Here is a 26,005-nt window from a genome sequence, read left to right on the forward strand (position 1 = left end):
CTATTCGTTGCTTGTATAGCGGGAATTGGTATTACTCTCCACAGACTAATGGTATATGTGAAAGGTTTCATAGAACTATGCAAGATGAATGTTACAATATTATCTTCAGGAAAAAGATTTATAGTACTTTGGAGGAGCTTCAGTTAGATGTCGATCATTGGTTGCATTCTTACAACAGAACTAGACCTCATTCCGGTAAGTATTGCTATGGTAAGACTCCTATGCAGACCTTTTTTGATAGTATGCATATTGCTTACCAAAAAAATATTGATAACATTAAAACAGATTCTGATATCGGTTTTGACTTCGTCGATTCTTCTGTCAGATAATTCATGACTGTCAGATCAAGTCTAAACTATTACACTTTATCTATATCTCAACTCGATATTTTTTTCCTTGTAGGTTAAAAATTGAGTTGAACTAAAAATTCGGTTTGACACACTTTTTTGAACATCCCCATTTCAAGTAAAGTAAGGTGTGGTGTGGTAGATTGCCTTGACCTATATATCCTGCACCTTCAAAACCAAGTTTATTGTTCCTTAGAGTAAGCGAAGTAAGATATGTAAGTTTACCTAACTCTTTTATATCTTTAGGATCAATCTCTATATTTATTAAATTAAGCTCTTTAATGTCTTTTTTACTCTGTAGAAAGTTTGCTAGCTTTCTTACATCAATTTTAGCACTTACATTTGATATTGTTAAAGCTTTATCATGTACATATTCGCTAAAATTCACCTTACCCTCCCATTAATATTACCCACCATATAAATGCTTATATTATAGCAATCAATAAAAGTCAATATTAGTGACAAGCTTTGAGCCTGTTAAAATCTTCTTCAGCGTGGTACGATGACCGCGTCAATGGGCTTGATGCAACTACCGAAAAGCCTTTGGAGTAAGCAATATATTTATAATGCTCAAACTCTTCTGGGGTAACATATCTATCAATTTTTGCATGCTTTGAAGTTGGTTGCAGATATTGACCAATTGTAATAAAGTCAACTTCGGCGCTACGTAGATCATCCATAATCTGAAAGATTTCTTCTTTTGTTTCTCCAAGACCGACCATAAGCCCTGACTTCGTGAAAAGTTTAGGATTAATCTGTTTCACCATCTTTAGCAAATATAGTGAATGAAAATAACGAGCTCTTGGTCTTATTTTTGCATACAGCCTTGGTACTGTTTCGATATTGTGGTTATAAACATCAGGTGATGCAACAGCTATTGCTTCAAACGCTCCTTTCTTATTTAAAAAATCAGGAGTGAGAATCTCTATTGTTGTTTCGGAAGTTATCTTTCTAATTTCCTTTATACACCTTATAAACTGATTTGCACCGCCATCTGGTAAATCATCACGGTCAACAGAGGTAATAACGACGTGCTTTAAATTTAACTTTTTTATTGCTTTTGCTAAATTTTCTGGTTCATGAGGATCGAGCTTATCAGGAATGCCAGTTGCAACGTTGCAAAACGCACAAGCACGAGTACAAACAGAACCGAGAATCATCACAGTAGCATGACGTTTATTCCAACATTCACCAATATTTGGACACGCAGCTTCTTCGCATACTGTATGTAAGTTATGTAGCTTAACAGTGTTTAAGGTTTCATTGAATACTTTGCCAGCCGGAGCTTTTGCTCTGAGCCATGTAGGCTTACTATGCATCTGAAACGGCTAATTCTACCTCTTGTTTTGCTAAAACTTTCTTTAATCTTCTTTTTATCTTTTGTGCTTCTTTACTTAGCTTAATTGTTTTTGTATTGAGCAAGAAAGCATCAAGATCACCTTTATAGTCTATAGTTCTTAAAGTCCTTGTTGCTATACGAAAGCTAAACTTTTTGTCTAATATATTACTCGTCAATGTAACCTTATGTAAATTTAAGAGAAAGGTACGCTTTGTTTTACGATTTGAGTGCGATACCTTATTACCAAAAGACTTTTTTCTATTTGTTAATTCACAAATTCTACTCACTTCAATATACCAATTTATCCTACTTAATCAGGTTAACCTGATATAGTTAAATAGTCAACTCCCTTGCTTGATTTTTATACCGTATACTGCTTTATAGCCAAAAAACACTGTAATTTTTTCTATTACAAGAGAAACTATATGCTGCATTTCTAATGCTTTACTGCCATTTGTTACTAACAGATACAGCACACCAGAGTTTACGTTTTGTGCGTATGAGATCTTTTGTGGTTTTGTACATTCTGCTAATTTCTCTCCAACTATACTTTTCCAGTTTAAAATAAGACGTATTTCATTTTTGCTGATCTTATTTTTCATGCATTTTAATGCATAGTTTTCTATTATAGATTTTAATTTCTTTGGCCCGCTATATTTAAACATCTTTCCAGTGCTTAAAATTAAATTATATTACAACTTTCTTATACAAAAAACTAACTTATTGTTTTCATGACCCTCGGCCTCACACATAAAAAGCAATATTCGTATATCTAGCATTTACCAGAATTTTGTGTTGCCTACCTTGTAATCATTTTTAATTGTAATTTATTAAATTATTATGAAGCTAAGTAAAATTCGAGTAAAGTATAGTATTTCCAAGAAGATTATCTTTTTACTGTATGCCATAATTTTCTCATAGCTATCTGTTTTTTAAAATCTTTCTTCAATCCAAGCTGCTTGAATGGCTTCTAGTATTTTTTCGTTACAATGTTTTTCATTATCATCAAACTCCTTCAAATCCAAGATCTTTTTCTTAAGTTCAGTGAATCTGATACTAATTATATCCTCATTGGGAAACTTCTCTTCTAGAGCTTCTGCAATATCTTCTATATCAAGCCATTTCATACTTTTTTAATAAATTAAACTGGTGCCCACGGGGAGACTTGAACTCCCAAGGTCGCAAAACCCACGGATTTTAAGTCCGCTGCGTCTACCGATTCCGCCACACAGGCCTTATGTTGTTTATCTAGAGTAAAATTCTACTACTAAATTGACTTCCATGTCTGCTGAATAGGGGACTTCGGAATATTGAGGCGCTCTCAAATACTTCACTGAAAGTGCTTTGCTATCTGCCTCTAAATAATCTGGAGCCTTACGTTCTTGTTTTTGTTCAACCTCTATTAATATAGGAATTTTTGCTGCTCTTTCCCTTATTTTTACTATATCACCAGGCTTCACTCTATAACTTGATATGTTAACCACCTTATCATTAACTGTAACATGTTTATGAGATATAAGCTGTTTTGCCGAGTAAATTGTTGGCACAAAACCAGAGTGATATAGAACAGAACTTAACCTTGATTCCAAGGCACCAATAAAATTATCAGCCGTATAACCCTTTCTTTTGTAAGCATCTAAAAATGTACGTCTAAGCTGCTTACTTGAAATTGCATAGTAGAACTTAAATTTCTTATGTGCAGCAAACTGCTTACCAAAGTCAGATAACTTCTTAAATCCAAGAATACCATGCTGACCTGGAGGGTATTTTCTTTTATTGACCGAATCTTTTGCTCTACCCCATAAGTTTACACCAAGCCTGCGACTGATTCTATACTTTCTATTGATAATAGTTGTCATACAAAAATTCTCACAATCTAACTATAAATTATTAATGATTTTAACATTAAGTGTCAACTTGTTTTTGCCACTATGATATAGTATACTTCACTTTTAAGTTTTCCTATTAATACATGAATCATCTACTACTAAAATCCATGGCAAATGCTGTCCGCTTTTTATCAATTGATGCAGTACAAAAAGCAAATTCTGGACATCCAGGTATGCCACTTGGCATGGCAGATGTTGCCACTGTATTATTTGCTAAATATCTAAACCATAACCCTGATGATTCTAAATGGATCAGTAGAGATCGTTTCGTCCTATCAAATGGTCACGGTTCAATGTTGCAGTACTCTATATTATATCTGACAGGCTACATTAGTATAGATGAACTAAAAAACTTCAGGCAACTTACATCAAAAGCTCCAGGTCACCCAGAATTTGGCTTAACTTCTGGTATAGAAGCAACAACAGGCCCGCTTGGTCAGGGATTTGCCACTGCTGTTGGCATGGCACTTGCTGAATCGATTCTTGCAAAGCAGTTTGAAATCAGCCACTACACTTACGTAATGCTAGGAGATGGTTGTCTTATGGAAGGTATAAGCCATGAAGCAGCGTCCCTTGCTGGGCATCTTAAATTAAATAAGCTGATAGCACTTTTTGACGACAATGACATCTCTATAGACGGCTCTACTAGCCTCTCTTGCTCTGATGATGTAGAAAAGCGTTTTTCAGCGTATGGATGGAATGTTGACAAAATCGATGGGCATGACTTTGATGCTATATCCCTTGCAATAGAGCAGGCGCAAAAGTCTGATAAACCTACACTAATCTGTTGCAAAACTATTATCGGAAAATTTTCGAGCCGTGCTGGCACATCTTCTGCTCATAGTGGTGCCTTTACAGAGGAAGATGTAAAACAGATGAGAGAAAAATTGAATTGGAACTATGAACCATTTTATGTACCAGAAGATGTGAAAAACGCTTGGATGGAAACAGTTAAGAGAGCAAAGCAAAACTATACATCCTTGATCAATGAAGAACTACAAAGAAGACTTGAGAAACGTTTACCGAATAATATCGAGAGTGATTTGGCTGATCTGAAGAAACGAATATGTGAGCTAATGCCAAAAGAAGCTACTAGATCTTCTTTTGGCAGAGTAATGGAATTGTTAATTAAGTCTATGCCAGAACTAATTGGTGGCTCTGCTGATCTTACCGGTTCAAATTGTACTAAATATAAGCACATGCAGGCAATAGATAGTAATAATTATGATGGTTCTTATGTCCACTATGGAGTGAGAGAGCACGCTATGGCAGCTTGTATGAATGGTATGGCTCTTCACGGTGGGATTATTCCTTATGGTGGAACTTTTTTAGTCTTTTCCGACTACTGCCGCCCTGCTATACGTCTTTCAGCTTTGATGAAGCAGCAGGTTATCTATGTAATGACTCATGACTCAATTGGAGTAGGAGAAGATGGTCCAACTCATCAGCCAATAGAGCATTTAGCCTCTTTGCGAGCTATACCAAATCTATATATTTTTAGGCCAGCAGATGCAATTGAAACTTTGGAGTGTGTTAGCATTGCACTTGAAAAAAAAGAGTCACCTGCGCTGTTTGCGCTTTCGAGGCAAAATATTAATTACATGCACTCTTATACTGACCAATTGGCCAACCTATCAAAATTTGGTGCATATATACTATGCGAATCTTCAGGGAAGCTAAAAGTGACGATATTTGCTACCGGATCTGAAGTTGAAATTGCGGTTGAGGCAAGAGAAAAATTACAGGAAAAAGGTGTAGGTACAAGGGTCATTTCTATGCCGTGTTGGAGGCTTTTTGACGAGCAAAGTGATAAATATAAAGGGGTAATATTAAATAATGACAGCATCAAAGTTGCAATTGAAGCTGGAAGTGAAGTGGGTTGGCATAAATATATAGGCTCAAACGGTATATTTATTGGCATAAAAAGTTTCGGAGAATCAGCACCTTATGAAGCACTTTATAAGCATTTTAATATTAGCGCTGATTATGTAGTAAAATGTGTTTGTGATAATGCTTTTTGTCATTCCGCTGAGCATAAAATTACTTAATGAACTCAGCCAGTGCCGTTATTATGATGTGTATAACAATGTTACAAAAATAATATCATAGAATTCAAGAATTACTACGTGCTAAAAAAAGCAAAATGCTGTTTATAAGAATAAATGGCAAACACTCAACCAATTTCTATTTGTAAATCAGGTGAAGTCAAACCTATAAAAAATTGGAAGGGAGTGTTAAATAAACCATACGCGTCAAGTTAAGGAAAAAAAGGTATGAAAGAGATAGAATAATAAGGTATAAGTTCTCCCAGAAATACTTTTAGTGAGAGAACGAATGAATAAAATAACTAGCTTATCAAAAAAGCTCAAAGAATTTTTTAATGAAAAAGTAGACAAAATCTCAATTACAACAAGGTTTATAAAAAGAAAGAGAAAGCTAAAAGGTTCATCGTTCGTAAAAGCCATGGTCTTGGGTAATATAGGGGTTGATAATTGTAGCGTAGAAACAATGTGTCAATTACTAAACGAGGACTCGATAGATATAACAAAACAAGGTTTGGATTTTAGATTTACTGAAGAAGCAGTGGAATTTATGAAAAGGATGTATAATGAATCTGTGGTTCTTTTTAAAAATATCTTGCAAGTTGATTGCAAAATCTTACAGCTATTTAATAGTGTTAAATTATTGGACAGTAGCTATATTACTCTACCTAACAATATGGAAGAGATGTATAAAGGTTATGGTACTAGCTACAGTGGCTATGAAAGCAATACTAAGTCTGGAATAAAGTTACAATTAGTTTTCGACTACATGAATCAGATAATAGACCAACTTAATTTAACGGAGGGAGTAAGATCAGACCAGGGATATAGGAAACATTTAAGTAATATATTAAGCAATGATTTGCTAATATCTGATCTCGGTTATTTTGTGCCAAGTTCTTTTAAACAAATCAATGAAATAGGAGCTTATTTCATAAGTCGTTATAAATCCGATACCAACATATATGATGTAGAAACAAATCAAAAAATGGAGTTATTAGAATGTTTAGAGGATAAGTTATTTTTAGAAAACGAGGTATTGTTAGGAAAAGAAGCAAAAATTAGAGTAAGAATTATATGTCAGAAACTAACTGAATATGGCCAGAAGAAGGAAAGCTAATAGATTAGCAAGATCGCAGGGATATACATCCTCTAAAAGAAATCAAAAATTGTTGAACTGGTCAAAACTAATGTTCCAGAAAATAAAATTAGTGCTGAGCAAGTATTAACGATTTACAGAGTAAGGTGGCAAATTATTTAAATTGTATAAAAGCCATATCAGACTTGATAAGCTAAAAGGAAAGCCATGCAGAGTATTATGTGAACTATATGCTAAATTGTGCGCAATTCTTATATTTCACAGCATAGTTGGTTGCACAGAAGTGAAAAAGAATACAGAACTTAGCTTAACAAAGGCATTTATTGAGCTAAAAAGGCGGGTTAGAGAGTTATTTTTAGCACTAAAGCAGTTGTGTTAAAAGTCAATAGAAAAAATGAAAATACTGAAAATAATTTTTAAAGACATAAAAAGATGTTGCCAAAAATCTTAAAGAATTTTAATGTGTTAGTTGATGGTCGTGGTTATGCTGGCCGCATCGATGAGATCACTCTGCCAAAACTTACCATTAAAACAGAGGAATATAGAGCTGGTGGTATGGATATTCCAATAAGTATAGACATGGGAATGGAAAAACTGGAAGCAGACTTTATTTTTGCTGAGTATGACTCTGAGCTCTTTAGACTCTTTGGTTTAATAGATGGAAATTCAGTAGCTTTGACTCTTCGTGGTGGAATGCAAGGTAGTAGTAGCAATGATATTGAAGCAGTAATAATCAATTTAAGAGGCATTTTTAAAGAGTTTGACTTTGGTAGCTGGAAGCCTGCTGAGAAAGGAACTCTCAAATGTACAGTAGCCGCTCATTATTATAAGCTCACCATATCTGGTAAGGAACTCATTGAAATTGATGCTGAAAACATGATTCGGAGAATTAACGGTGTTGACCAAATGGCCTTACTGCAAACAATTTTAGGCATTTAAGTTGTAATTCTTAGCTTAAATTCTTTCAATAAGCGTGGATGTGTATAAGTGCTTTAAATCTGTGTAAGCGCACTTATCCACAACCACACTAATCTGCTAATTAAGCAGATTTAGGGCTGTATTCCTTAGTGAAAATCCTGCCATCTCTTGCTAAAGAGTTAGCAAGAATAAGCAATTTTCTCATTGCAGCAGTGGAAGCAACTTTATATGGTTTTTTATATTGATCGTATAACCTATCAAAAAAAGTTTTTATGTAAGAATTCCACTCACGAGCAGTAAGGATGCACATATGTAAAACTTTTCTAATTTGTGCTCTACCACCCTGAATACACCTTTTCCCTTTACTAAAACCACTATCTCGATTAAAAGGTGCGACTCCGGAAAGGCTAGATATTTCTTTATGTTTGATAGTTCCTAGTTCTGGTAGATAACAAATCATAGTGATAGCTAAGATTGGACCTGCACCTGGAATACTAGTTATTGATATGTATTTTTTTTAAGCTCTTGACTTTGATCAACCAATTCTATCATCTGATCTTCTAAAGATTGGATTTGATTTTGCAAAACAACAAGTAGCTCTTCCATTTGTTTGATTATGGATATATCAGTTACCTGATGAGCTTGGATTTTTTGTATTTTTGCTATTTCTACTAGTTGATTTCTGCGAGATAATTTTTGCCTCAAACAGTCAACATTACTATTACTAACTTTTAAAGGAGTAACACGCATATCTGTATTACTAATATAACGTGAGATGATGCTACAGTCTATCTTGTCAGTTTTAGTGGCAATGCCAAGGCTTTTTGCATAATCTCTAACCCATCTAGGTTGAATGACGTATACTTCGAAACCATGGCTTAGTAAAGTATAAGCGCATAATTTTTCGTACCCACCAGTTGCTTCAAGTCCAACTTTGATTACATTATGTAACCGCAAAAAGTCGATTATTTGATCAATAGCTTGAATGTTATTTTCAAATACTTTATGATGTCCAAGTGGATGAATGTGGATATCTAGTTTGCTTTTGCTAACATCAATGCCAGAAATAATATTTGATGAACTCATAATTCCTCCATAGAATAATATGTAGTACTGCATTTTCCACCCTTATATACGAGCCTCAACGCTCAATCAGTTGTTCGGAACTATTCAGTATATAAACAGAAAGGAGAACCTTGCTTCAGTGCGGTCCTTATGACCAAGAATACCGACGGTTCCTCTTCTCTGCATGTTCTTAGTATTACCACTTTGTAATATTTATGAACTTGTTTTTAACATATAAGAATAAAGTTAATAGTTTGAAAGTTTTTCTTAAAAAGCTTACCATAACTTGGTCTCGATTTTCATTAAAAGACAAGTACAGAAAAACTAGAGTATCTACCTTAACTTCCCTGAATTTACTTACAATCTCTTAACTTGACGCGTATGGTTTATCTAACACTCCCCAGTGGCACCAGCAAAGTTCCATACATATTACCACAATAACTAGGGACAAAATAAGGGAAAGATGGTAGTTTAACCTACCATCTCCTCTGGTTTCACTATCCTTTCAAATTCTTGCTCAGTGAGTAGCTGCAGTTTTATCGCTGCTTCTTTTAGAGTGATGTTCTCTTTATAAGCAAGTTTAGCTATTTTTGCTGAATTGTCGTACCCTATATGCGTATTTAATATAGTGACCAACATTAATGACTGATTCAGTAAATCCTTTATTCTTTCTTCGTTTGCTTTAATATCAACTACGCATTTCTCTGCAAAATTTAAACTTGCATCAGCTAAAAGTCTTATAGACTGCAAAACATTGTAAATTATCACCGGCTTAAACACATTCAATTCAAAGTGACCATTTGAGCCACCAATTGTCACGGCAACATGATTTCCCATAACCTGAGCACATACCATAGTTACTGCTTCACATTGAGTTGGATTCACCTTACCTGGCATGATTGAAGAGCCAGGCTCATTTTCTGGTAATATTATTTCTCCAATTCCGCATCTTGGACCAGAACCAAGTAACCTTATATCATTTGCAATTTTCATCAAGCTTACTGCTACTGTATTGAGTGCTCCACTGAGCTCAACTAAAGCATCATTTGCTGCTAGTGCTTCAAACTTATTTTTTGCTGAAATAAATGGAAAATCAGTGATTTTTGCCACTTCTTTAGCAAAATCCTCAGCAAAACCCTTTTTAGTATTGATTCCCGTGCCAACCGCGGTGCCACCTTGTGCAAGTTCATATACATTGATCAGAGTTGACTTTACTCTCTCTATTCCCTTTTGAATCTGAACTGTATATCCAGAAAATTCCTGCCCAAGTGTTAGAGGCGTTGCATCTTGCAGATGAGTACGCCCTACTTTTATTATATCTTTAAATTCATGAACCTTATTATTTAGGGCTTTATATAATTCTTCAAGATTGGGAATAAGCAAGCGGTCTATTTGTTCTGCTACTGCTATATGCATTACTGTTGGAAAAGTGTCATTTGATGATTGACCACAGTTTACATGATCATTTGGATGCACTGGAGACTTACTACCTAAATCACCGCCCAAAATTTCTATTGCACGATTGCTGACCACTTCATTCATATTCATATTAGTCTGCGTTCCAGACCCGGTTTGCCACACAACAAGGGGGAATTCGTTATCAAATTTACCGTCTATTATTTCCTTTGCAGCTGCGCAGATTGCGTCCCCCACCCTATTCTCTATGCTACCTTGCTTCATGTTAACACGTGCTGCTGCAAGTTTTACTATTGCTAGCGCTTTAATCATGGGCTCTGGCATTCTTTCTGTACCAATTTTAAAATTTTCCAAAGAGCGTTGAGTCTGCGCTCCCCAGTAATGTTCACTTGGTACTTCTACTTTTCCTAAGCTATCTGATTCTATTCTAACTTTTTTATCCATATTTCCTCATTCTAGTGTTTGACATTACCTACATATATGAATTAATTAAATCACATTGGATTTCAGTGTCAAGTTGAGACATCAGCAAAGTATGCTTTCTATCAAATACAAGAATTAGAAAATTTCTAACCCTTAAAAAGGCAAAATGCTATTTTAATGAAATCCGTAGAAAATTTTCAAGCCATATCTTTTGCTTCCTATTACTTTTTTGTTGTTATTAAGGCAATCCTGCAACCTTAAGAAACAAACCTACTTTTACTCTCTATAAGGCTATTCCACTTAGAGCTTTAGTAGTGAAAACATTTTCAAGCGCAGAAGCTATATCTGTATTTGCTTTCTCTTTTTTTACTTCTACAATCACATAATCAAACATTGCACCTAACGCTAGACCAACGGTCGCTGATGCTGCACAAACTGCAATCGCTGCTCCGGCAGAACATGATATTGTCATACCTGCAACATAACCTATTGTACCACTCACACCAATGCAGACGTATTTCTTCCTTAGCTCTTTTTGTATATGACTTTTCAGATATTCTTTTACATCTAAATGACCGTTTCTAGTAGAATAATTCAGAGCAGTGTCCTCATAGTTATCTTTCACATTAACATTTGCTTTTGCTGTTTCTATCAGGTACTTTACTACCTCTAAATAGCCACTTCCAGCAGCCCACATTAGAGCAGTTCTGCCATAGTGATCTGTTGCATCAATATCCTCTTTCTGTTTTTCTATCAGGTATCTTACTGTTTCTAATTGACCATTTTTGGCAGCTGAAAATAATCCTGCATGATTTTTCATCATTTGTGCAAATGATAATGTTTTTAGTTTAGGGGGTTGTAACTCTTTAGTATTAAAGTTTAATTGTGCTGGAACAATTTCTACTTCAAACTCTACATGTTCTCTTGTGAAACGATCAAGTAGGCTTTTTACCTGATCAATTGTTTGAATTCTTACCTCATAATACTGCGATAAAGAATCGATTATTTCCTTATTGTTAAGAAAAAATATCACCGATTCTATTTTACTTGTTAAATCTTCAGCATAGATTGAATATTCTATAGTCGATCTATCTTGTGAAATATTTTGTATTGTCTCACGCTCTGTCCAGATTCTTACCTGTTCATCAATGCTCTGACTTACAAGAAAATTATATAAATCACTATCTTCTTCCTTCATTTTATTGAGCTCATCCTTATAGTCATACCAATAAGATGATAACTCTGGTATCAAAGTAGGATCAGGCAAGCGAGGAATTGACATATCAAGATTAGCTATTAAATGATATCTAGTTAGAAGCTTTGCCACTTCCGTATGGCCATTTATAATAGCATGTGTTAGAGCAGGGAATTGATCTTTACGTGTCACATTAAGATTAGCTCCATTTGCTATTAGAACCTGTACATGATCTCAAGAAAGGAATAAACTAAGAGATAATGTATATAAGTTATACCAACTCTCATTATTAATGAACCAAATAAGAAGCATTGCAGAGTTGTTTAACCGTGGAAGGGGAAAGAGAGGTAATAAATTTACACAAAGCGCTCTCAAGCAGAACAATTGTATCGTAGATTTTATTGCGCAAAATGTTCTGTTTTATATATAACCAAAACCTCTCAACAGGATTGAGGTCAGGTGAGTATGGTGGTAGGTATATAATTTCGATATTTTTAGGTATCTTTAAACTTTTTGACTTATGCCAACTAGCGCAATCCATCACGAGAAAAGCCTTTCGTATTCCTAAATATTGCGACATCTGTTCAAGGAATATATTTATACAAGCAGTGTTGACGTTTGGTGCAAATAAGCTAAAATTCTCTCCATTTCTGGGATTAACTGCACTATAGAGATAAAAATTTTCCCTACCTAATTTTACCTTAACCTGTGTCCTACTGCCTTTTTTAAACCACCCATGTCCAACTTTTGAATGTGTACCAAACCGTGATTCATCGAAGAAAAATAGCTCTTTTTCAGAATGCATGACAATAGTTTCATTGAGGTTTTTTTTTAAACTCCTCTTGCTTATTTTTATCCTGTCCACTATGAACTGGTCTTGGTGTGATATATGAGAATTTCATTCTTTGCATATTACGATGTATTGTGGATTTGCTGATATTCAAACCAAATCTTTCTTGGATTCTTATTCTCATTTCTCTAATAGTAATATTGGGGTTTTCCTCTATCCACACCTCAATTTGTTCAAGTTGACTTTGGTTCAATATAGTTTTTCTACGGCGTTGAGGTGGAGAAAATAATTTTTCTTCTCTTCCAAATTTTATGTGCTTTATCCATGTAGTAATTGCCTTTCTCGAAATGCAACATATTTTTGCTACAGCTGTTATACTGTGCTTTTTTGCTGCAATTACAGCATTTAGTTTTTTTGCAACATACGCATTATTTCTTACTTTCTTCAGCATCTCTTTTGCTGATTCCACCACTTTTTCATCCAATAATTTTGATCTTAATGCCATCTAAACCTCGCTATTTTACTTACTCCAGTATGGCTTTTTTTCCATTATTGTCTATTCGTTGCTTGTATAGCGGGAATTGGTATTAGCACCAGAATTCATTTTTCATGACCCATACTTCCTTAGAACCTGTACATGATCTCAAGAAAGGAATAAACTAAGAGATAATGTATATAAGTTAGGATATATGAGGAGTGTATACCCAAGTGATATAAGTCGGGAAAGATTTGAGATTATATTACCAGATCTAGAATCCTGTAGAAAAAAAACAAAACCAAGAAAACTGGATTTATATGAGTTATTTTGCGGTGTACTTTATGTGCTAAAAAGTGGCTGTCAGTGGCGAATGCTACCAAAAGAGTTTCCAAAATGGCGCAATTGTTACGATTACTTCAAGAGATGGAGTAAAAAACCGAATGAAGATAGAGAAAGTGTTCTAGAAATTGTCTTAAAAAAAATTAGTTGGAGAGGTTCGTTTCAACAGTGGTCGGAATACAAAAACAAGCTTCTGCATCATTGATGCTCAAAGTGTAAAAAACACCGATATTGCTGAAGAAAAAGGTTATGATGCCGGCAAGAAAATTTCAGGAATAAAGCGTCATATTGCAGTAGATACGCAAGGTTTGCCACATGCAATTTATATTACTACAGCTAATATCGGAGATCGTACTGCTGCTGTAGAGATGATTTGTAACGCAAGAAAAAATCTTTCCGAAGTTCAAAATATACTAGTTGATGCAGGTTATACAGGAGAAAATTTTGCAACTCAAATAAAAACGACTATTGGTGCAACCGTTGAAGTAATAAAACGAAGTGAATTACATACCTTTGTTGTATTGCCAAAAAGGTGGGTTGTAGAGCGTTCTTTTGCTTGGCTGGAAAAGTGTAGACGGTTATGGAAAAATTGCGAGCGTAAACTCAATACTAGACTACAAATGGTCGTTCTAGCTTTTACTGCCTTGCTCCTCAAAAGATTATGAACAGGCTCTTAGAAGTTGTATTACCTGAAGATGACCACGGGCAGCAGCATGAATTAGAGCAGTTATGTTTCCCGCATACTCCGCATTAACATTTGCTCCCTCTTCTATCAAGTATTGTACTATCTTTAGTTGATCATTGTTAGCAGCCCATATTAGAGCTGTTCTTCCATAGTGATCTGTTGCATTAATAATTGCTCCACCCTGTATAGCTTGCTGAACAAAATCTAGCTCGCCTTTTTTAGCAGCATTAATTAGCTGCGCATTTAGCTGCTTTTGTGATAGCATATACCCTCCTAAAATAAATATACTATTTAAAACTATTTTAGCCATTATTCAAGTTTCAATGGCTAAAATTGATTGAATCACTTTTTAGTGTTTTTTTATGGTTGTTTGAATCTAGCAAAGATGAGTCTATATCACAATCTAGTAATTCTCCTACTGCACTTAGTAAACCAACTGTACAACCAGCTATTTTGATCTGGATGAGAGGAGATATAATTTATAACCACTCCCCTATCCTTTCTAGTTGTTTGTAGCTGTTAAATCTCAGGAATTTATCAAAATAAGGAGAGGCAATGAAGGGAGTAGTATCTCTTAAATAATTAGATAAGAAATCTGGTAGAATATTTTGAAATTCATGCATTTTTTGTCTATAATCTTTCAAAGCAACAACCTTTATTTTATTATAATCAAGTTTCCAATAAGCAAGCTCTGAAACTTCTCTTTTTGTTATATGTTCTACCGCTAAAGTTTGTAAAATTAATTGCGGAAAAAATCCTGACATAACTTCCTCATTGGAAGGTGGTGAACCAAGTTTATAGTCTATAATTGCTACTTGCCCACTTGGTAGATACTCAACTCTATCACATCTTGCTGTCAGTAAGATTTCTTGAGGGATAAGATCTCTATTTGTCATCCAAGCAGTTTCATACTGATCACAAGAAATATAGATTCCATCGTCACACGCTGGAATGACACCAATAGGGAATATCGGACAGGAAAAGCTCTTTTCCAACTCAACATAGTTGCTTCGAGTTTCATCAAATTCGACAAAAGATTGAATTATTCTTTGCAGTCTTACCCACCACATATTTGAAAAATTAAACTGACTAGTCGAGAATGCTTTTCGTGCAATGCTCATTGGCGACTTTTTGTTGCGTAAATATCTTGCAAGAATGTTGTGCACCATAGTACCAAACTCCAATATCGATGGCTTAAAATTTAAGTCTTTCAACTGTCTAAGGCCCAGTATATATTCAACGTAAAACGAATAAGGATTACGAATTAGCTTTTCTATTGCACTGCAAGACATCACTTGCATTTTTGCTTGCCTCACTTCAGTTTTAGGTTTTGGCATAGGCTGAGTACATGGAACAATACACTCAGGTGTATTTAATATTCTTAGCCAATCGCGGTAAGGATATTTTGGTCTTTGTAACAGAACCTCTAAACGGTGCAGTAGAATTGATTTTCTATCACTCATTAGCCTCGTAATATAAACCTTGCCGGCACCAAATAAATTGCGCAAAGTATACAAAAAGTACCCTTGCTCTTCTTGCACAGAAGGAAGATTGAATTTTTCTCTATTCAGTGCATTCAAAAACGGATTCTGAAAATTTGGTATATCATTAAATCCAGCAAGTATTACAACTTTATTTTGATATAAGCTAAATTTATCAAAGTTATTTTCTGGAGAAAAAAACTTCCCTTTTAAAAATAATATCAGGATTTGACTATATAACTCTAAGGAACACTCAATTGCTATACCGTCACATGCATTTAAGAAATCACGAGTAAAATTACCTATTTCACCATTTAGCTCTAAAAAATTCACATTAGAAAGCACATTAACACACTGCAAATGAGTTGCCACCACATCAGAAATAGGGCAATTTATAGAGTTAAGTAAAAGATTAAGTATAGCCTCTAACCTATTGATAACAATTAATATATCCTCTTTATATTTTAGCTTTTTATGGGCATTGATAGCATTTATAATATCTTTAAGGCCATTTGTACTAAAGTTGCGTAATATCTCTATTTCAAATTCAGATAAAATCTGAGAGTACTCTTCTTGAGTGTAATCAAAAGTCACTAGCCTATGTTTAAGGAGCGAAAGTAATGACACACTGCTCCAATTTGAGGTCAAAACTTCGATACTATAAAGTAGGAGTGTTATATAAGGATAATTTTCCGGTATGGCACTGTGTTGCCTTGATAAACATGCTATACGAGCTGCAAGTAATTTATCAAAGACAACCAAAGAAACGTTTTCATAACCTTCATTTTCTACAATTAATGATGTCACTTGTGCTTCTTCCTCTCTGGAATCACAAGTGATGACTTCAATATTGCCAATATATCCATTACTAACTTTGCTTAGATCGGCAGTTGTATCAAAGACATAATCTAGCTCAGGACTGCCTGTCATCCCAGCCCTCTGATTTTTAGTGTACGAACATTGTAATTTGCAGGTAATTTGAGTAGTAGATGGTGTCATTCCAGTGCTTGACACTGGAATCCAGTTTCTATTGTACAGCCACCTGGTGCGCTCATTTAAAGTTAAGTTTTCTGGATCCCAGTGTCTGGGCACTGGGATGACATCAGAACATGCTTCTGGCAGAAAACTTACATCCTCTCTGCCTATACTTAAATAATCGAGCAGATCTTTCAGGCAATATTGATAATGTTTTTTATCAAGTGATTGCCAATCTTTCTCTTTCATTTTCAAATTCAGATTAGGCAAAATTATTTTTCCAAACGGCAGGTCATATATAGCCTTAATTAACGATTTATCCTTTCCAATTCCAACAAAGATTATATGTTGGTCTTTTTGTAAAGAGATTATCATATTGTTTATGTAATCACTCTTATGTTCTAATATATTTACTACTCCTAAATCTTTTAAAATTTTATTCCAACTCTCAATGAGTAAGCTTATGAAATTCTCTATTTTTTTTGAATGTTCATCGAATTGATAACAATTCATTGTTTGGGTAGATTGAAGCAATGATGGCAGGCTATAAGCTAAATCAATTGGGAAATTATCATTATTTTTTCTATTCCACTCCAATATGAATTGAATGAGTAGCAGCGTCCTCTTTGTTGGATTGATAACTTTAACTCTATCAAGATTTAATATTAAATCCTCTTCATCAATGTTTTCCAGTGAAACTATCTCTGGCAAAATTATGCATTTTTTAGCGTTATAATTCTTGAACGCACTCAGCAGCGCTATTACATCCCTCTTGCATGGAAGTATGATCTTTATTTGAGGAATTTCTTTTCTTTCATATTCAGAAAATATATGCTGAACTAGAATATCGAAAAAGGATGCATCTACGTTAATGGTAAAAACTTTTCCCATGAAAAATAACAATTAGTATGATGCATTATTGTACAGCAAAATATAAATGTGCTCACAGTTTCTTATGTTATTATATATCAAATTCTTTAATAATATTGCATGACAAACATCAGAATAGAAGTTTTAAATAAATGTAAGCAAGTTGGCCACAGTTGGTTAGTCAATGTTTACTCGATTTACATAAGCAAAGAATTACCATCAAAATTATACGAAGAAATTTGTGAATTATTTTATAATAAAGTCATACAAGATTGCCGTTATTATTCCTACAATCAAAGCCTTGAAGAAATTCAATACGATTTTATAGAGCCAGAAGCCAAGTGGGGCTTGGAAATAAGCTTTTTACCTGGCATGACCGATAACGTAGGCAACACGGCAAAACAAATTGTTAGAGAATATCTAATGAGTAAAGGCCACATTGATGAAAGTGTTTCTATCAAGGCAAGAAGTTCAAAACTGCTTCTAAGTCAAGGAAGTTTTCCAACCGAAGATGACATAAAACAAGAATTCAATCCTATTACTGAGTATTGCACGCTTTTCTATAAAGAAAACGGCAATTGCCATTGGAAGTATTACAGTAAACCAAATACCCCTCCTGGTGTCATTACAGCGCATGACCAGGAAAAAAAAGAATGGATCCCAGTGTCAAGCACTGGGATGACACCAGGTAATAATGGAGCAAAATCTGTCAACCTAAATGTAAGTGACCAAGAGCTTGAAAAAATCAGCAGAGATGGAATCGATGGTAACGGCACTTTAGGGCTCTCGCTGGCAGCAATGAGAGCTATAAAGGATTACTTTAAAAAACTCGGTAGAAATCCATATGATATTGAACTTGAGTCTCTGGCACAGACTTGGTCTGAACATTGTAAACACAATATTTTTTGCTCTCCTATTGATGAAATAAAAGATGGCCTGTACGCACATTATATTAAGCGTGCAACGCGTGAGATAAATTCTGACATATGCGTGTCAGTTTTCTCCGACAACGCAGGAGGAATAATTTTTGATGACGATTACTTGATTGTAGATAAAGTTGAAACTCACAATAGCCCTTCAGCTCTTGATCCATTTGGTGGAGCAATGACCGGAGTACTTGGAGTTAATCGTGATATAGTGGGTTTCGGGAAAGGCGCGGAGCCTATAATGAATACCTATTACTTTTGCTTTGCCAAAGAAGCAAAAGGCAAATTTTATAGGGACAAGGAGCGTACTGATGAGATTTTACCACCGAAATATATAATGAAGAAAGTGATTCACGGTGTTAATGTTGCTGGTAATTGTTCAGGTATTCCAACGCAACTTGGATCGGTATACTTTGACGATAGATTCTGTGGAAAGCCATTAGTTTTTGTTGGAAACATCGGAATCATTCCACGGAATATAAATAATGCACCTTCACACATAAAAGAACCCAAAAACGGTGATAAAATCTTAATTATTGGTGGAAGAGTTGGAAGAGACGGAATTCACGGTGCAACGTTTTCTTCAGAGGCATTGTCAGGAAACAGCCCTTCAACAATTATGCAAATTGGTGACCCTATAACACAAAAAAAATCATCCAATGCCACCTTGGAAGCAAGAGATCTTGGTCTTTATAATGCAATAACGGACAATGGAGCAGGTGGGCTGTCGTCGTCCATTGGTGAAATGGGAAAGGATGGATTCGAGGTTGATTTAAGCAAGGTTCTACTTAAAAACGATGGTATGGCTCCGTGGGAAATATGGATATCAGAATCACAAGAGAGAATGACCTTAGCAGTGCCAGAAGAAAATCTTCCTATGTTTAAGCAAATCATGAAAAAACATGATGTGGAGGCTTGTGTGATTGGAGAGTTTAACGAAAGTGGTAAAGCTGTTATTAAATATCCTGAAGGGAAAGTAATAATGGACATCGAAACTGAATTTCTGCATGACGGTAATCCCAAAGTGCATTTACAAACAAAGCCATGGTCTGGAAAATCTAACCCATCCGCTGTCATTCCGGAACTCTCTCCTGTCATCCCAGTGCTTGACACTGGGATCCAGCAGGCTTTGTCTGCAAATAAATCTAAAACTTTATGTCAAAATACGTGCAATGGCAGAGTCGAGCTTGAGATAGATTCCAGTGTCAAGCACTGGAATGACACCTTGGCACTAAAAGAAATGCTAAACAGACCAAACATACGCAGCAAAGAGTTCATAGTGGTGCAATATGACCATGAGGTTCAGGGTTCGTCAGTGCTGAAACCACTGCAAGGCAAGGGAAGAGTGTGCAGTGAAGCTGTTGTCTCGAGGCCAGTCCTTTCTTCAAACAAAGGTGTTGTAAAATCGCAGGGATTTGGATCAAGTTATGGAGAAATTGACACTTATCACATGGCAGCATGTGCAATTGACACTGCCATACGCAACTACGTAGCTGCAGGAGGAAATATAAATCATCTAGCGTTGCTCGACAATTTTTGCTGGTGCGATGCTTATAATCCAGAAAGGTTGTGGCAACTAAAGAGAGCTGCAGAAGCTTGTTATGACTTTGCAACTGCATTTAAAACACCATTCATATCCGGAAAAGACAGTATGTTCAATGACTTCAAGGGATATGACGAAAATGGCGAGAAAGTGATGATATCTGCACCACCTTCATTACTCATTTCAGCAATTGGAGTTATAGACAATATTGAAAATGCGGTATCGCTTGATGTGAAAATGCCAGGGGACTTGATATATGTGCTTGGTACAACCCACGATGAGCTCGGTAGATCTGAATATCAGTTATATAGTGGAATAGATAATAACAACGTGCCAAAAGTTGATGCAAAGAGCGCTAGGAAGTTGTATGAGCGTTACAACCAGGCAATAAACGATGGCATAATTGCCTCTGCAATTGCACCAAACTTAGGCGGCTTAATTATTGCTCTGGCAAAATCGCTAATTGCAGGAGACCTTGGTGCTGAAATCGATCTTTTACTAGTACCAATAGGAAAAACACAAAATACAGACATAATAAACAAGATAATAATGTTTTCTGAATCGCAAAGTAGAATTTTGGTTACTATTGCACCACAAAATCAGCAGAGGTTTGAAGCGTTGTTTGAAGATGCGGCTCATTCATGTATTGGCAAAGTAACAGAGAAAAAGGTGCTAAACATAAAGGATGTTTTAAAAGTAAATCTGAAAGATTTGGGAAATAGTTATCATATAGCTAAAGTAACTTAGATTTACAGACAACCGTCATCCCGCTGCTTGTTAGCGGACGCAGCGGTATAACGTAGAAAAACCTTTCTTGGGTAGCTATAGCATGTCAGTTTAAAATGTTTTTCGTCTCTGATTAAGTTAAATAATTCTTTCACTATGTGCAATATTTACTTAAAATAAATATATGTTATTAAATTTGGGTAGGTGATTATGTCCATTTTATCAATACTCTTGCTTATCAGTCTCTCCTTACTTAACACTTCAAATAAATTAATGATATGCTCTGCCTTATTTGTGGGAGCTACTTTAGTTGTAAATTCAATGGTTGAATTTTACAGTAAAAGCAAAGCCACATACAGCTTAATAGTGTGTACAGTGATATGTTGTCTTTTTAAATGGCAAAATTTCGATTTGATGATATTGATTTTGTATACTGCAATTTTAACCTCTCTTCTCTCAAGCATAATTATTTTTGAAAAATTGAAGTCTAAGATGGGTTTTCATATGGCAAATTTTGTTACTTTAATTATAGCATCAATTATTGATAATACTGTTGTATGTATTGGGCTGCTATACAGATTTTCTGCAAGTAAATGCTTATCAATATATGTTAAAAATTTAATTTTTAAATTTTCCTATGCGTCAATATTGAGTATCTGCTTATTTATAGGAACGTATTTATTCTGTTTGGCAAATAAGAAATATTTTAAGATTTCTACATAATCATCTCCTAGTATAGCTAAACTAATTTAGGATACTGCTACTGTCCTTGGTGGTATGTATATAAAATTCTTCTTATAAGAGAGTTAATGCAGTTTTTTTTTTGCAAGTTTCATGTGTGTATTTTTAGCCAAATCAATTGAATTAAGCTACAAAACCTGTTAAAGTTAATTGTGTACAAGCACCCTTAGCTCAGTTGGATTAGAGCATTTGACTACGGATCAAAAGGTCGGGCGTTCAAGTCGCTCAGGGTGCACCATGTTTTATAGGAAATAGAAGCGCCATACTTGAAATCGATATATACAATACCTATCTTTAAAACTTAAATACTAAACAATTATATATGAGCAAAAAAGACTACTATGATCTGTTAGAAGTGAGCAGAAGCGCTAGTATTGATGAGATAAAAAAAGCATATAAAAAATTAGCATTAAAATATCATCCTGATAGAAATCCTGGTAATAAGGAAGCAGAGGAAAAATTTAAAGAAGTAACAGCTGCATACGAAGTTTTGTCTGACTCTGAGAAAAGAGCAAGCTATGATAATTATGGCCACGAAGGTGCTGCTGGTGGGTTTCAGGGCTTTAGCTCTGCAGGAGATTTTAGCGATATATTTAACGATTTTTTTGGTGGAGGATTCGGTGGTAGTACAAGTAGGTCAAGAACAAAAAGAAGTACAACAGGAGTATCTGGAGCAGATCTGCGTTATGACCTTGAAATTACCTTAGAAGATGCATTTAAAGGAATACAAGCACCTATACATTATGTGACAAATGTAAAATGTAATACATGCCAAGGTACGGGTAGCGAAGGAGCAATCAAACCAGTTCAGTGCAACACATGCCAGGGAAGCGGTAGAATTAGAACTCAACAAGGCTTTTTTACTATTGAAAGAACGTGTACTACATGCTACGGAGAAGGAGAAATAATACAAGATAAATGTAAGAAATGTGGTGGAAATGGTCGTAGAAGAGATGAAATAAATATCTCCGTTTCAATTCCAAAAGGCATAGAAGAAGGAGCTAAGGTAAGGGTCAGCGGTAAAGGAGAAGCTGGAGCAAGAGGTGGAAAAAGCGGAGATTTATACGTATGTGTGAAAATAGCTACTCATCAGATCTTCACTCGCAATAGAGCAGACTTACACTGTAAAGTACCTATAAGAATGACATTAGCAGTACTTGGCGGTGAAATTGATGTCCAATCAATTGATGGAACTAAAATAAAGGTAAAAGTCCCTGAAGGCACTCAAACTGGTACCAAACTACGTTGTAGGGAAAAGGGTATGCTATATATGAACTCACATGCTCGTGGTGATTTATACGTACAGGTAATAGTTGAGACTTTAAATCCAAAGAATTTAACCCAAAAGCAGATTGAGCTATTAAAAGCGCTTGAGGAAGAGGAACATGAAAGTGTAGAGCAGAAATCTGAAGGATTCTTTGGAAAAGTAAAAAAAAAATGAGAAATTTGCTAAATGATATAAAGAGGTAGCTGTCTACACTTAATTCTCTTTACCAATTTGAAAGCCTTCTCTTTTAGTGAAAAGATTTTTTTAAGTTATGCAAAAGTGATAAATTCCTTTATTTAAGGTCGAAGTTTTGCTATTCTCGCATTTTAATAATTCAAAATTAATGAACATAAACAAAAATGAGTTTTTATTTCTTCCACTTGGAGGAGTAGGAAGAATTGGGATGAATGTTAGCCTATATCATTATCAAGGAAAATGGATTATGATCGATCTTGGTATCGGTTTTGCAGATGAAACTATGCCAGGTGTTGAGCTGCTCATCGCTGATGTAGATTTTATTGCTCAAAGAAAAAAAGATTTGCTTGGAATAATCATTACACATGCACATGAGGATCACTGTGGTGCAGTGCCTCATCTGTGGGAAGAGTTAGAATGTCCCATATATACAACAAAGTTTACGGTTAACTTTCTCAAAGAAAAATTGAAAGAATTTCGATTGGAAGGTATAGTGCCTTTGAAAGAGGTGGACATAAATGGCAGCATAAATTTGGATCCTTTTACCGTTGAATTTATAAACATAACTCACTCAATTCCTGAAGCAAATTCAATATTAATTAGCACTGAAGTAGGTAGTGCACTCCATACTGGAGACTGGAAATTTGATCCAAAACCCGTTATCGGATTAACTTCTAATATAGAGCGTTTAAAAGAAATTGGCAATAAAGGTGATCTACTTGCAGCAATTTGTGATTCAACAAACATACTAAGCAAACACAATCCCGAATCAGAAAGTGAAATTTACAATAATATTTATAACATAATAAAGCGGTCTAAAAAATTAGTTGCTGTCTCGCTATTTGCCTCGAATGTGGCACGAATTGAAACAATAAGCCAAGCTGCAAAAGCACTAAATAGAAAAGTGGTTTTACTTGGCAGATCTTTATGGAGAATAGTGAAAGTTGCTCAGGATAGTGGTTATTTAACTGATTCTCCTCAGTTTCTTGAAGCAAAAGAAGCAGTAAATTTTCCAAGGGAAAAACTGGTGCTACTTTGTACAGGTTGTCAAGGTGAGCCAATGGCAGCAACTTCAAGGCTTGCTAATAAGAGTCATCAAGCATTTAAAATGCAGCAAGGTGACACCATGATCTTTTCTTCAAAAATCATTCCTGGCAATGAAATTCGTACACATAACATGCTAAATTCCTTTATTGAGATGGGAGTGGAAGTTATTACTGAAAAAACAGAGAATGTTCATGCTTCTGGTCATCCAGTAAAAGCAGAGCTAAGGGAAATGTATTCTTTGATAAAACCTAAGATATCTATTCCGGTTCATGGTGAGTACATTCATACGAATGCACATGTAAAATTCGCTAAAGAATGTGGTGTGGAAAAAGCAATAATGGTTGCACCAGGGGATATTGTTAATTTGAAGAATGGAGAAAAAGTTAATTCTATCGATGTTGACTACTTTGGTATTGATGGTATGTTGCTCCGTCATCCAGAATGCAGCGTTATAAAAATGCGTGAGAGAATGAGAGATGCTGGAGCTATTGTAATAACAGCAGTTGTGAACAAAAAAAATAAACTGCTCGTTAAGCCAAAAGTATTTGCACCTGGTGTTTTTGAAGCACTAGAAGACGAAGCTATCATGCGAAAGATTGTAGAGAAGGTTGAGTCAGAATTTAGCTCACAACCGATAAAAAAGATAAAAAGTAAGATTGAAAGTTCAATATTTAGTATCTTAAAAGAATATTTACTAAAAAAACCTATAATTGAAGTCCAGATAGAACAGGTATGAAATGAATGAAGCTATTCGTTCAATTGGTGTTATTTATTTCGTTATTTATCCCTTATTCCACAAAAGCTGTTTTATATGTTGATATAAAAAAAAGCAATATTGGTAATATTGATCTTGTTGTATCTAAATGTGCATGCAAGACAGAAGTGGAAAGTGAGCTAAGTGAAAGCATCACAAAAGTAATTGAAACAAATCTATCTAATTGTGGCTTATTTAATGTGAAACGTGACGCAAAAGTTGAGTCTTGGAAAAGCGATACTGTAGTCACAGTAAGTTTAAGTGAAGTATCAAACAGAAATTTAGAGTTGTCGTTTCGTTTATCTGATAATGTTACAAAAAGAGAATTGCTTGCTCAGTCAGTTGTTTTTCCAGCAAAAGACTGGAGAAAAATCAGTCATCTCGTTTCGGATATGATACATGATAGATTGATTGGTGAGAAAGGGTACTTTAACACAAAAATAACTTATATCGCTGAAGAAAAAGATAGCAATTACAAATCTGTGCGTAAAATTGCTGTGATGAATCGAGATGGAAGTAATATAAGATACTTAACAAATGGTGATAAATTTGTGTCAACACCAAGATTCTCACCAAATGGCAAGGGTATTGTTTACGTCTCATACAAAAATGGTAAAAGTTATATAATATTAAAAAATTTAAAAGATAACACTGAGTCAATAATCAGCGCATTTGAAGGAGTAATTTCTGCACCAAGATTTTCTCCTGATGGTAAATCTCTTTTAATTTCCCATTCATTAGTTGGTGAAACAAATATATTATCTCTAGATTTAAGTAGTAAACGAACAAAAAAAATCACTAAAGGTTCAGCTATAAGCACTTCTCCCTCTTTTTCTCCAGATCAAAAGTACATGGTTTTTAGTTCTGATATAAGTGGAAGTCAGCAACTATATATCATAGATTTCACTAAAAAAAGCAAAAAACCCAAGAGAATTAGTTTTGGAAATGGAAGATATGCTACACCTGTTTGGTCGCCAAAAGGAGATCTGATAGCTTTTACAAAAATTCAGTCAGGAAAATTTTACATAGGAGTTATGAAACCAGATGGCAAAGAAGAATGTCTACTTTCAGAAGGTCATAAAATTGAATCTCCGGCATGGCTACCAAATAATAGAGAAATTATTTTTACAAAAATAGAATCACCAAGCAACTCTAAACTATATTTAGTAGACTTAGTAAAGAAAAATCAAAAAATGATCTTTACTCCAACGAATGCTTCTTTACCAGATTGGTCTTATTTTTGAAGATAAATATTTGCAGAAAAGCGACAAGACCAATAGAGTAAAAATAACAAATGTTGTCATTCCAGTGTCAAGCACACAACTGTACGAACATTGTCTAGCAGGAAGGTGTCATCCCAGTGCTTGACACTGGGATCCAGGAATTTTATTAAGTTGGTAAGCACAAAAGCAGCTATTTTATGTTAAAATACAACATTTTGATGATTATGAAAAA

20 protein-coding genes, 2 tRNA genes and 3 pseudogenes are annotated in these 26,005 nt (G+C 34.9%); 11 read left to right on the forward strand and 14 right to left on the reverse strand.

Annotated elements, in window-relative coordinates:
- Positions 1 to 35: 35 nt before the first annotated feature.
- Positions 36 to 329 (forward strand): annotated as a pseudogene (locus ABWU62_RS06630) (integrase core domain-containing protein); the annotation flags it as partial.
- Between the two features lie 91 nt (positions 330 to 420).
- Here ABWU62_RS06630 and ABWU62_RS06635 read toward each other — a convergent pair.
- The 7 genes from ABWU62_RS06635 to rpsD all read right to left on the reverse strand — a co-directional run bounded on the left by ABWU62_RS06635 (position 421) and on the right by rpsD (position 3,545).
- Positions 421 to 735: a hypothetical protein gene (locus tag ABWU62_RS06635; RefSeq protein ID WP_353287908.1), complete on the reverse strand. Its 315-nt coding sequence runs from the start codon at positions 733 to 735 to the stop codon at positions 421 to 423.
- A gap of 67 nt (positions 736 to 802) precedes the next feature.
- Positions 803 to 1,666, reverse strand: a complete 864-nt coding sequence (gene lipA, locus ABWU62_RS06640) for a lipoyl synthase (protein WP_353287909.1) — start codon at positions 1,664 to 1,666, stop codon at positions 803 to 805.
- Complete coding sequence (rpmB, locus tag ABWU62_RS06645) at positions 1,659 to 1,973, reverse strand: 50S ribosomal protein L28 (RefSeq protein ID WP_015588578.1); 315 nt, start codon at positions 1,971 to 1,973, stop codon at positions 1,659 to 1,661. Before rpmB ends, lipA begins: the two co-directional genes overlap by 8 nt.
- A 54-nt stretch (positions 1,974 to 2,027) precedes the next feature.
- Positions 2,028 to 2,351: a DUF721 domain-containing protein gene (locus ABWU62_RS06650; protein ID WP_353287910.1), complete on the reverse strand. Its 324-nt coding sequence runs from the start codon at positions 2,349 to 2,351 to the stop codon at positions 2,028 to 2,030.
- Positions 2,352 to 2,618: 267 nt separating this feature from the next.
- Entirely contained in the window at positions 2,619 to 2,813 is a 195-nt protein-coding gene (gene iscX / locus ABWU62_RS06655; protein ID WP_353287911.1) for a Fe-S cluster assembly protein IscX, read from the reverse strand.
- A gap of 20 nt (positions 2,814 to 2,833) precedes the next feature.
- Positions 2,834 to 2,920, reverse strand: a tRNA-Leu gene (locus ABWU62_RS06660).
- A 10-nt stretch (positions 2,921 to 2,930) separates the two neighbouring features.
- Positions 2,931 to 3,545, reverse strand: a complete 615-nt coding sequence (rpsD, locus tag ABWU62_RS06665) for a 30S ribosomal protein S4 (protein WP_353287912.1) — start codon at positions 3,543 to 3,545, stop codon at positions 2,931 to 2,933.
- Between the two features lie 113 nt (positions 3,546 to 3,658).
- Between rpsD and tkt the strand changes: the two genes are divergently transcribed.
- The 3 genes and pseudogenes from tkt to ABWU62_RS06680 all read left to right on the forward strand — a co-directional run bounded on the left by tkt (position 3,659) and on the right by ABWU62_RS06680 (position 7,655).
- Entirely contained in the window at positions 3,659 to 5,623 is a 1,965-nt protein-coding gene (gene tkt / locus ABWU62_RS06670) for a transketolase (protein ID WP_353287913.1), read from the forward strand.
- A gap of 274 nt (positions 5,624 to 5,897) precedes the next feature.
- Positions 5,898 to 7,083: pseudogene (locus tag ABWU62_RS06675) on the forward strand (IS4 family transposase); the annotation flags it as partial.
- Between the two features lie 65 nt (positions 7,084 to 7,148).
- A complete protein-coding gene (locus tag ABWU62_RS06680) occupies positions 7,149 to 7,655 on the forward strand; it encodes a phage major tail tube protein (protein ID WP_353287914.1) in 507 nt (168 codons plus the stop codon).
- A gap of 100 nt (positions 7,656 to 7,755) precedes the next feature.
- Here ABWU62_RS06680 and ABWU62_RS06685 read toward each other — a convergent pair whose 3' ends face one another.
- On the reverse strand, positions 7,756 to 8,094 hold the full coding sequence (locus ABWU62_RS06685; protein ID WP_353287915.1) for a transposase: 339 nt from the start codon (positions 8,092 to 8,094) through the stop codon (positions 7,756 to 7,758).
- A 38-nt stretch (positions 8,095 to 8,132) separates the two neighbouring features.
- On the reverse strand, positions 8,133 to 8,720 hold the full coding sequence (locus ABWU62_RS06690) for an IS110 family transposase (RefSeq protein WP_353287916.1): 588 nt from the start codon (positions 8,718 to 8,720) through the stop codon (positions 8,133 to 8,135).
- Between the two features lie 200 nt (positions 8,721 to 8,920).
- On the opposite strand from ABWU62_RS06690, the pseudogene ABWU62_RS06695 reads away from it, so the two are divergent.
- A pseudogene (locus tag ABWU62_RS06695) lies at positions 8,921 to 9,070 on the forward strand (IS4 family transposase); the annotation flags it as partial.
- Positions 9,071 to 9,170: 100 nt separating this feature from the next.
- Here the strand turns inward: ABWU62_RS06695 and fumC are convergent.
- The 3 genes from fumC to ABWU62_RS06710 all read right to left on the reverse strand — a co-directional run bounded on the left by fumC (position 9,171) and on the right by ABWU62_RS06710 (position 13,028).
- Positions 9,171 to 10,559 carry a class II fumarate hydratase gene (fumC, locus tag ABWU62_RS06700; protein WP_353287917.1) on the reverse strand — a complete coding sequence of 463 codons (1,389 nt, stop codon included), beginning with the start codon at positions 10,557 to 10,559 and terminating at the stop codon, positions 9,171 to 9,173.
- Positions 10,560 to 10,821: 262 nt separating this feature from the next.
- Positions 10,822 to 11,925, reverse strand: coding sequence for an ankyrin repeat domain-containing protein (locus tag ABWU62_RS06705; protein ID WP_410542192.1), 1,104 nt, complete (start codon positions 11,923 to 11,925; stop codon positions 10,822 to 10,824).
- A 97-nt stretch (positions 11,926 to 12,022) separates the two neighbouring features.
- Positions 12,023 to 13,028, reverse strand: a protein-coding gene (locus ABWU62_RS06710; protein ID WP_353287090.1) for an IS630 family transposase whose coding sequence is annotated in 2 segments (ribosomal slippage) — positions 12,023 to 12,565 and positions 12,567 to 13,028 — 1,005 coding nt in all. Because the reading frame shifts where the segments join, the coding sequence is not laid out codon by codon here.
- 184 nt (positions 13,029 to 13,212) lie between these two features.
- Between ABWU62_RS06710 and ABWU62_RS06715 the strand changes: the two genes are divergently transcribed.
- A protein-coding gene (locus tag ABWU62_RS06715) for an IS5 family transposase (RefSeq protein ID WP_353287093.1) occupies positions 13,213 to 14,005 on the forward strand; the annotation gives its coding sequence in 2 pieces (ribosomal slippage) (positions 13,213 to 13,476 and positions 13,478 to 14,005; 792 coding nt in all).
- On the opposite strand, the gene ABWU62_RS06720 is transcribed toward ABWU62_RS06715, so the two are convergent.
- Both ABWU62_RS06720 and ABWU62_RS06725 read right to left on the reverse strand, forming a co-directional pair.
- Positions 14,000 to 14,335, reverse strand: a complete 336-nt coding sequence (locus ABWU62_RS06720; RefSeq protein ID WP_353287918.1) for an ankyrin repeat domain-containing protein — start codon at positions 14,333 to 14,335, stop codon at positions 14,000 to 14,002. The two genes, ABWU62_RS06715 and ABWU62_RS06720, sit on opposite strands and share 6 nt — an antisense overlap.
- A gap of 169 nt (positions 14,336 to 14,504) precedes the next feature.
- Positions 14,505 to 17,372, reverse strand: coding sequence for a WPE palindromic element domain-containing protein (locus ABWU62_RS06725; RefSeq protein ID WP_353287919.1), 2,868 nt, complete (start codon positions 17,370 to 17,372; stop codon positions 14,505 to 14,507).
- A 99-nt stretch (positions 17,373 to 17,471) separates the two neighbouring features.
- Between ABWU62_RS06725 and ABWU62_RS06730 the strand changes: the two genes are divergently transcribed.
- The 5 genes from ABWU62_RS06730 to ABWU62_RS06750 all read left to right on the forward strand — a co-directional run bounded on the left by ABWU62_RS06730 (position 17,472) and on the right by ABWU62_RS06750 (position 25,794).
- The gene (locus ABWU62_RS06730; protein ID WP_353287920.1) at positions 17,472 to 20,567 is read left to right on the forward strand and encodes a phosphoribosylformylglycinamidine synthase subunit PurL; all 3,096 of its coding nucleotides are present in this window, start codon (positions 17,472 to 17,474) and stop codon (positions 20,565 to 20,567) included.
- A gap of 880 nt (positions 20,568 to 21,447) precedes the next feature.
- Positions 21,448 to 21,525, forward strand: a tRNA-Arg gene (locus ABWU62_RS06735).
- 84 nt (positions 21,526 to 21,609) lie between these two features.
- Entirely contained in the window at positions 21,610 to 22,728 is a 1,119-nt protein-coding gene (gene dnaJ, locus ABWU62_RS06740) for a molecular chaperone DnaJ (RefSeq protein WP_353287921.1), read from the forward strand.
- A 169-nt stretch (positions 22,729 to 22,897) separates the two neighbouring features.
- Complete coding sequence (locus ABWU62_RS06745) at positions 22,898 to 24,532, forward strand: ribonuclease J (RefSeq protein WP_353287922.1); 1,635 nt, start codon at positions 22,898 to 22,900, stop codon at positions 24,530 to 24,532.
- A 5-nt stretch (positions 24,533 to 24,537) separates the two neighbouring features.
- Entirely contained in the window at positions 24,538 to 25,794 is a 1,257-nt protein-coding gene (locus ABWU62_RS06750; protein WP_353287923.1) for a protein TolB, read from the forward strand.
- The last annotated feature ends 211 nt before the right edge of the window (positions 25,795 to 26,005 follow it).

It is taken from the genome of Wolbachia endosymbiont (group B) of Gerris lacustris (genome assembly GCF_964028355.1).
In the GTDB taxonomy this organism is placed as follows: domain Bacteria; phylum Pseudomonadota; class Alphaproteobacteria; order Rickettsiales; family Anaplasmataceae; genus Wolbachia.

Excerpts from the sequence above, each read along its gene's own strand:
- lipA (WP_353287909.1), bottom strand. The coding sequence starts at position 1,666 with ATGCATAGTAAGCCTACATGGCTCAGAGCAAAAGCTCCGGCTGGCAAA.
- ABWU62_RS06650 (WP_353287910.1), bottom strand. The coding sequence starts at position 2,351 with ATGTTTAAATATAGCGGGCCAAAGAAATTAAAATCTATAATAGAAAAC.
- iscX (WP_353287911.1), bottom strand. The coding sequence starts at position 2,813 with ATGAAATGGCTTGATATAGAAGATATTGCAGAAGCTCTAGAAGAGAAG.
- rpsD (WP_353287912.1), bottom strand. The coding sequence starts at position 3,545 with ATGACAACTATTATCAATAGAAAGTATAGAATCAGTCGCAGGCTTGGT.
- tkt (WP_353287913.1), top strand. The coding sequence starts at position 3,659 with ATGAATCATCTACTACTAAAATCCATGGCAAATGCTGTCCGCTTTTTA.
- ABWU62_RS06680 (WP_353287914.1), top strand. The coding sequence starts at position 7,149 with ATGTTGCCAAAAATCTTAAAGAATTTTAATGTGTTAGTTGATGGTCGT.
- ABWU62_RS06685 (WP_353287915.1), bottom strand. The coding sequence starts at position 8,094 with ATGATTTGTTATCTACCAGAACTAGGAACTATCAAACATAAAGAAATA.
- ABWU62_RS06690 (WP_353287916.1), bottom strand. The coding sequence starts at position 8,720 with ATGAGTTCATCAAATATTATTTCTGGCATTGATGTTAGCAAAAGCAAA.
- fumC (WP_353287917.1), bottom strand. The coding sequence starts at position 10,559 with ATGGATAAAAAAGTTAGAATAGAATCAGATAGCTTAGGAAAAGTAGAA.
- ABWU62_RS06720 (WP_353287918.1), bottom strand. The coding sequence starts at position 14,335 with ATGGCTAAAATAGTTTTAAATAGTATATTTATTTTAGGAGGGTATATG.
- ABWU62_RS06725 (WP_353287919.1), bottom strand. The coding sequence starts at position 17,372 with ATGGGAAAAGTTTTTACCATTAACGTAGATGCATCCTTTTTCGATATT.
- ABWU62_RS06730 (WP_353287920.1), top strand. The coding sequence starts at position 17,472 with ATGACAAACATCAGAATAGAAGTTTTAAATAAATGTAAGCAAGTTGGC.
- dnaJ (WP_353287921.1), top strand. The coding sequence starts at position 21,610 with ATGAGCAAAAAAGACTACTATGATCTGTTAGAAGTGAGCAGAAGCGCT.
- ABWU62_RS06745 (WP_353287922.1), top strand. The coding sequence starts at position 22,898 with ATGAACATAAACAAAAATGAGTTTTTATTTCTTCCACTTGGAGGAGTA.
- ABWU62_RS06750 (WP_353287923.1), top strand. The coding sequence starts at position 24,538 with ATGAAGCTATTCGTTCAATTGGTGTTATTTATTTCGTTATTTATCCCT.